At 48.3% G+C, this 5,955-nt stretch carries 6 protein-coding genes; 3 read left to right on the forward strand and 3 right to left on the reverse strand.

Annotated elements, in window-relative coordinates:
- Positions 1 to 468, forward strand: a 468-nt coding sequence (locus tag DXZ20_RS09360; protein ID WP_250565696.1) for an MnmC family methyltransferase, incomplete at its 5' end; no start/stop codon positions are given.
- A 266-nt stretch (positions 469 to 734) separates the two neighbouring features.
- Positions 735 to 2,117: a bifunctional UDP-N-acetylglucosamine diphosphorylase/glucosamine-1-phosphate N-acetyltransferase GlmU gene (gene glmU, locus DXZ20_RS09365; protein WP_163663041.1), complete on the forward strand. Its 1,383-nt coding sequence runs from the start codon at positions 735 to 737 to the stop codon at positions 2,115 to 2,117.
- A gap of 133 nt (positions 2,118 to 2,250) precedes the next feature.
- Here glmU and DXZ20_RS09370 read toward each other — a convergent pair whose 3' ends face one another.
- The 3 genes from DXZ20_RS09370 to DXZ20_RS09380 form a co-directional block, all read right to left on the reverse strand.
- Positions 2,251 to 3,360 carry a DUF1822 family protein gene (locus tag DXZ20_RS09370; RefSeq protein WP_163663044.1) on the reverse strand — a complete coding sequence of 370 codons (1,110 nt, stop codon included), beginning with the start codon at positions 3,358 to 3,360 and terminating at the stop codon, positions 2,251 to 2,253.
- Positions 3,361 to 3,435: 75 nt separating this feature from the next.
- Entirely contained in the window at positions 3,436 to 4,779 is a 1,344-nt protein-coding gene (locus DXZ20_RS09375; RefSeq protein ID WP_163663048.1) for a hypothetical protein, read from the reverse strand.
- A gap of 25 nt (positions 4,780 to 4,804) precedes the next feature.
- A complete protein-coding gene (locus DXZ20_RS09380; protein WP_163663051.1) occupies positions 4,805 to 4,954 on the reverse strand; it encodes a hypothetical protein in 150 nt (49 codons plus the stop codon).
- 344 nt (positions 4,955 to 5,298) lie between these two features.
- On the opposite strand from DXZ20_RS09380, the gene DXZ20_RS09385 reads away from it, so the two are divergent.
- A partial coding sequence (locus DXZ20_RS09385) for a CAP domain-containing protein (RefSeq protein WP_250565697.1) occupies positions 5,299 to 5,955 on the forward strand: 657 nt, incomplete at its 3' end.

Here is a 5,955-nt window from a genome sequence, read left to right on the forward strand (position 1 = left end):
ATTGGCGACGCCCGGCAAACGTTGCAACCCCTGGCCGCCAAGGGTTGGCAGGCTGATGCCATTCTATTTGACCCGTTTTCCCCCCCACGCTGCCCCCAGCTTTGGACGGTGGAATTCTTTAAACTTACGGCTCAATGCCTGGCTGAGAGCGGCATCCTGGCCACCTATTCCTGCGCCGCTGCTGTTCGTTCAGCCATGGGATTAGCTGGCTTAACCATGGGCTCATTGCCAGGAACCGGTCGCCATTGGCCCTGCACCGTGGCGACCAAAGATCAGCGCCCTTTACCAGACCTGTCGCCACAGGAACAAGAGCATCTGCAAACACGGGCGGCAATTCCCTATCGTGACCCAACGCTGGCAGCAACGGCTGAAGCAATTATGGCCCAGCGTCAGCAGGAACAGCAGGAATCTAAACTGGAACCAACGAGTGCCTGGCGACGACGTTGGTTAACGAGGCAGAGGGGCTAAAAATGCTTGATTTTGAGTTTTGAGTTTTGAATGAGTGACTTGGTTGACCTGGATAAAACCAGAGACCAAGAACCAAGAACCAAGAACCAAGAACCAAGGACTAAGAACCAAGAACTAAGAACTTAAACGTCTATCTACCCTTTGGCTTTCCTGGCATACCCTTTACCCTAAGTAGCCATCATACTTGGGAAGTCCAACCGCTGCGCGGTATACTCCTCCCGTAATTTTTTGATGTTCTTACGCTAACGTTTACTCTCGTAATTCCTATGACTAACCCATTGGCAGTGGCAGTATTGGCAGCAGGTAAAGGAACTCGGATGCGATCGCGTCTGCCTAAGGTGCTTCATCCTCTAGGGGGTCGCACCCTGGTGGAAAATGTGCTGGCTAGCTTGGAACACGTACAACCCGAACGCCAAATTGCCATTGTGGGGTATCTGGCCGATGACGTACAGACTGCATTGGCCCACGTATCTGGATTGGAATTCGTTGAGCAAACTGAACAGCTAGGCACCGGCCATGCCGTGCAGCAGGTAATTCCTGCCTTAGAAGGGTTTGAAGGTAACCTGCTGGTGCTGAATGGGGATGTACCCCTACTGCGCCCCGAGACCATTGCCAAAATGGTGCAGACCCATGTTGAGAACAAGAATGCTGCCACCATTCTCACGGCCCAGTTTGAGGATCCGACCGGCTATGGCCGAGTCTTCTGCGACGAGAATTATATTGTCTCTGAGATTATTGAACACCGCGACTGCACCCCTGAACAGCGTGGTAACAGACGCATTAACTCCGGCATTTACTGCTTTAACTGGCAAAAGCTAATGACGGTGCTACCCCACCTGAGGTCAGATAACGATCAGAATGAATACTATCTAACCGATGTGGTCAAAGACCTTTCACCGGTAATGGCCTTAGATGTAGACGATATCGAAGAGATTTCTGGTATCAACAACCGTAAGCAGTTATCAGACGCAGCCACGATTCTGCAATGCCGCATCAAGGATGAACTGATGCTTTCTGGGATTACCATGATCAATCCTGACAGCATCACCATTGATGCCACCGTCAAGGTGGAGCCCGATGTGGTAATTGAACCGGAAACCCACCTGCGTGGCAACACCACCATTGCTGCCGGTTGCCACATTGGTCCCGGCACTCTGATTGACAACAGCACCATCGGGGCAAACACTACGATCAAGTATTCAGTCATCAATGACAGTAAAATTGAAGGTGCAGGCCAAATTGGTCCCTACACCCATCTGCGTGGTGAAGTGATAATTGGTGAAGGCTGCCGCGTTGGCAACTTTGTTGAAGTCAAAAAAACCACCATTGGCAACAACACTAATGCCGCCCATTTGTCTTATCTGGGTAATGCCACCTTAGGTGACAAAGTCAACATTGGTGCAGGCACTATCACGGCCAACTACGATGGCTATAAAAAACATCCCACAGTGATTAAAGACAATACTAAAACAGGCTCCAACAGTGTTTTAGTGGCCCCTGTCACATTGGGTAAGAATGTGACGGTGGGTGCAGGCGCAGTGGTCACAAAAGACGTGGATGATAATTGTCTGATCGTCACCCGTGGTGAGCGGCGTGTGCTTAAAAACTGGAAACCCAAGTTTATGAACAAGGATACTACTGAGAAATAAGCCCCAATCCGAATTCATTAAACCCGATTAAAAATGGATACTCCTGTAGGCTAAACAGTTAAATGGCAACGTAAGACGCAGGTCTAACCAGTAGCTCTCAATTTAGTCTATGGGGTGTCTCAAACAGCAACGTCTATCCCTGGCTAATCTCAAAGCCAAACGGCGGCAATGTCATGGTGGGACCATTAGGTAACCCAATATCCACTATGAACTGCTCTTGCCAGTAACCAATGACTTGAGTGTACAGATAGGTAACTGACGTCTCTTGGGTAAGTGTAGAACGCGACAATATCTCCTGCTGATCACTCACCATCAGCTCAATGCCAACCGGTAGGGTTTCTCCTGGTGTCGGTCCTAGAATTAAAAACAGGCTCCACTCAGGCACATCATCCACCATCAATGGCCAAACCCACGCATAAAGACGGCAAGGAAAGCCCGCTAAATTAATCTTTTTACAAGCACCCCTTGCCCGTATAGGGATTTCAATGCCCTGAGATGTGAGTTCTTCTACAATATTTTCTATTTCTTCTTTAACAGGTCGCAAGCCATGGGCTGGCGTCAAGGGTGGCAGTAACTCCCAGGCAAGCTGCTCAGCCATGGCATCTAGCTCACCCTGTAGCCATCTCCCCACATTAACCACACCTGTGGTTATAGTCTCAGCGATCGCACTCAGCTGACTAGACGGAGCAGTCTGAATAATTGTCTCTGGCTCTAGACAATTGAGATATAACAAAAGTTGTTCTGGAGTGACCACAAACCGATCAAGGGGAACCGTATAAGCCTGAGTATCTGTAGGGGTATGTTGTTGCACATATTGCTGTAGCTGATCATGGCGTAAACCTGTCACTACACGCACCTGGTTCACTTCTTCTTGCACTTCCGCCAGGACATATAAATGGGCTGCCTGATCCCCTGTTACAGCGACTGTTGGGATGCTCACGGCATCATCAACTACTGAGCCCATGGGCAACACCCATAGACGATAGTCTCCGACATTCAAATTAGACGATTGGGTGAACGTTGTCTCTTGTAAGTCAGCAGGAAGTAAACCAGTATCTTCAAGCCATTGTTTTACCCCTGCCATAGCCAATGCTCTCAAAAAAGTTTGCCATTGGCTATCATCATCCGAAATATCTTGACAAATGTCTGTAGCCCATTGTGTAGAGGTGGTAGATAGCATAACTGTTTCTGTTGAGAGGGGAATTATATCAAATTGTTGAGGATCGAGGGATGAAGTATTCATGGCGTGAAAAAGCGCTGTGACAGTGTGGGTTAACTAGAATGAGATCAGCTTACAGGGAGTATTTTTATAGAGGGGCTATTCATCAGGAGGCGTAGAAGATAAAACTGTTTCACACAGACGACGGGAAAATATGCTATTTGCCGTACGATTCTTAGGAATTTGTGCCTCTGAGGCAGCTTCTGCCATCACTGTTTCTGTTTCTTCAGTCAAAATGTAATCCAGTTGCTGGGCAATTTTGGTTAGCCGGTCAGCAGAAACATGCTGTAACGCATCCGCCTGGACTTGCTCTTTAAGTTGATTTAACCAGTAGATACAAACCTTGGCTCGAAATTGCTTAAGCTGCAACAAACGGGTTACCTTTACCTGATTAGTTAACTCTAACTGTTTCGCAATCACTCCCATGGATAATCCCTGACAGTGAAATAGTATTAGGGCCTTTCGATAAACGCTATCCTGGGGTGGTTTCCTCCTTTTATAGTGGGTGCTATAGCTTTGCACAATATGGTGAATTGCCTGGTCGAGAGTCGTAATAAAGTGAGTCCGATAACGCTTTAAAAAGTCATCTTGAGCTTTCTCTGCGTCATCAGAAGTCGGTGCCGAGAGATTGGAAAGACCTGTCTCAGTGTTATCTAAAGATTGGGTCAATGGGGTACGTCGACGCACTGCAATCCGATATTGTCGCAACTGATCTGCCAGCTCATGTAACTGGGCAAATACCAGGTTAGGAGCCTCATTGGGTACAATCTTTTGGAGCTGTTCATCGGTGGGGTCAACACAGCGACGGGCACGACCCTGGCGCTGTTTTAATCGGTCATTACGATACACCCGATGATAGGCACTGAGTAATTGGCTAGCTGCAGTCAACTCACTTTGACTGAGGTGGGGCAACGCTCTGGGCAACTGCGATATGCGGGTATCGTTGAGAATTGCCCATGGGCTAATGCGATATAACCCTTGTTCCATAAAGAAACGGTTGAGATTCGGATGACTTTTAGTCAGTCGACTGGTCCAGGTACTCAAGGCCGACTGCCTGGGATCGTATTTAGCTAGAATTTGCATCGCCACAGCAGGGTAGGTTGCAGGAACCTGACCATCGTCATCCAAAATCAGGGGCCATAGATCTGCGCCTGTAAAGTTATAGGTCTCACCAAATTGACGAACTAACTGGGTACAGGCAGCTTCAATCTGGTGGGACAACCAACAGCGCAAACACAGTTGAGCTATGGCTGCATTCTCTGCATCGGTTTGGGTTAACTCCCACAAAGCTAACTGACAATCGCGTTCGGACAGGATTTCAGCTTCTAAACGCTGGCCAAATTGGGGCTGAAACCAGCGTTGGGCATCGGGGAATTTCTGTCGCTGTAGTCGCCCTGCAGCCGTTAAAACCATCATTTGCCAATAACGCGATGTGTTAACCATGGTGAATGCAAACAATTACCTGAAATCAGTCTAGAACGGTCGTTGCAGTAGTCAGATAAATTTGAGAATTTATTGAATAATTGCCAGTCGATCCACCGGGTATGGGGGTTGGAGCCAACATACGGTAAAGGATAATGGCCAACAGTAAGGATATGGCATGAAGTAGTTTACTCATGGAGCAAGGCCTCCTCAATGTTCTGTGAGAACTTATTGCTTCATAGCCTTGACTTATTCAAGGTTGTCTTGGGTGTATCTAAGCGCACAATAGCTCAAGAAAAATCTGAGACGGACGACCTCTGATCACCATGGGTAAATGCACTGACGTGTTTTATCAAGTAGAACAGTTTTTGTGTTCTACGGTAACAATCCTAGTCATAGTTTGCTCGGTGGATCTACGACTAATCCCCAACTTCTTCAAAAAAGATGTATGAAGTTGGGTGTTAGCACCATGGGGATGGCCATGGGCCAAGGGATAAAAAAGAACAGTACGGCACGCACCGATCCGAAATACGTATAAAAATGGCTACATTTGTTCAGCAGTTTCTCGCGCTCGTTAATGGTGTGCGCGTTAGGGCAGGCTTGTCTCGACTCACCATCGATCAACAACTCAATCATGCTGCTCAGCGGCATACTTCTGATATTGCTCATAATGATTTAGTTGTTGGCCATAGGGGTTCTAATGGTTCAAACCCAACCCAAAGAGCGAGAGTTGCTGGTTACCAATCTCGAACAGTTGTTGAAAATATTGGTGCGGGGCACTACACAGTGAGAGAAGTGTTTGATGACTGGATGAGCAGTCCAGGCCATCGCGCTAATATTTTAAATCCCAATGTACGGCAGCTAGGGGCAGGCCATGTCTTTTTAGCCAACGATACTGGTAACCATAATTATTTTGATTATTGGACAATTGTCTTAGGCACCAGAATTCCAGGTACTGAACCGGCTCCTCCAACACCACCAAGGCATCCGACACCAAGGCCCACACCCCCTGCGCCAGCGCCAGCACCCGCACCTGTGCCAGCGCCGACTCCAGCACCTGTGCCAACACCGCCTCCAACTTCTCCTAACCCTACTCCAGCACCTGTTCCCACACCTACACCCCCTACACCTACACCTACGCCTATTCCGGAGCCCCCTACACCTACACCTACACCCCCTGCTCCCACACCTACGCCT

Origin of the sequence: Adonisia turfae CCMR0081 (genome assembly GCF_011009555.1) — a bacterium.
Lineage (GTDB): Bacteria > Cyanobacteriota > Cyanobacteriia > Phormidesmidales > Phormidesmidaceae > Leptothoe > Leptothoe turfae.